The sequence below is a fragment of the Agaribacter flavus genome (assembly GCF_042646125.1).
Taxonomy (GTDB): Bacteria; Pseudomonadota; Gammaproteobacteria; order Enterobacterales; family Alteromonadaceae; genus Glaciecola; species Glaciecola flavus.
The window spans coordinates 1-872 of sequence record NZ_JBHRSW010000027.1; the positions used below are offsets into that span (position 1 = coordinate 1).

Consider the following 872-nt stretch of genomic DNA (forward strand, 5'->3'; position numbering starts at 1 on the left):
ATTAGTGCCGCACCATTAAACTTAAATCAGACAGTTGTACAGAACGGTCTAAAATGATCGGTTACGTTTCACAGAAGTAAGGGAATGCATTCGACATAAAGAGAAAGTGAATCTTATTTATGTAGACTTAAACAACATTGAATCCGAAAGGACAGTTCGCCCACTTGCGCTTACATCATTTAGCCCTGTTTGGTTATTGACTGCTTGGTGTGAGCTGAGAAATGAATTTCGTAATTTCCGTTTGGACAGGATTTCGTCATTTAAGCGCCTAGATAAAAAGTTTGTAGATGAACGAGATAAAAATTTGTCCTTTTATTTTCAAAGTATTAAAAATGCGAAGGATGATGGGGGTGCCTGTTGCTAGGGTCTGTTGACCTTTGGTGTGCAAGTTCAATGTTCGTTGCTTCGTATTCGACTGGTAAGAAAAATATGTTACCGTTGCAAAATAAAGAAACATTTTAAAATATTTGATATCTCGGTGAGATTATAGTGGGCAGTTGTTCCCTCTTTCGTCGCAAAATTTATTTTACTTGAAGAAAAATCGAAGCGTATATGAATATACTTGCAGCGGTTTTTGCGACGAAAGAGGAGGGATTTTCCAGTATAATCTCACCGCGAACCCAACATAGCATAAGAAGATAACGCAATAGACAAGTTTCACAGTATTAAAGTTTTCATTGAAGTGGCAAAGCGGCAGAGTTTTTCTGAAGCTGCAGAGTGCTTGAGTATGTCAGCTCCTGCGACAACTCGTGCCATAGCAGCATTGGAGGGGCGCTTAGGTGTTAAACTCTTAAATCGTACTACGCGGTAACCGATCATTTTAGACCGTTCTGTACAACTGTCTGATTTAAGTTTAATGGTGCGGCACTAAT

The 872-nt window shown here is 39.1% G+C and carries 1 protein-coding gene and 1 pseudogene; both read left to right on the top strand.

Translation table 11 applies throughout. The annotated features are described in order from the left end of the window. Nucleotides 1-79: 79 nt before the first annotated feature. A pseudogene (locus ACFOHL_RS12960) lies at nucleotides 80-364 on the top strand (helix-turn-helix transcriptional regulator); the annotation flags it as partial. 300 nt (nucleotides 365-664) lie between these two features. Next, nucleotides 665-811 (top strand): helix-turn-helix domain-containing protein, encoded by a 147-nt coding sequence (locus ACFOHL_RS12965; RefSeq protein ID WP_376920660.1) that lies wholly within the window; start codon nucleotides 665-667, stop codon nucleotides 809-811. Nucleotides 812-872 lie beyond the last annotated feature (61 nt).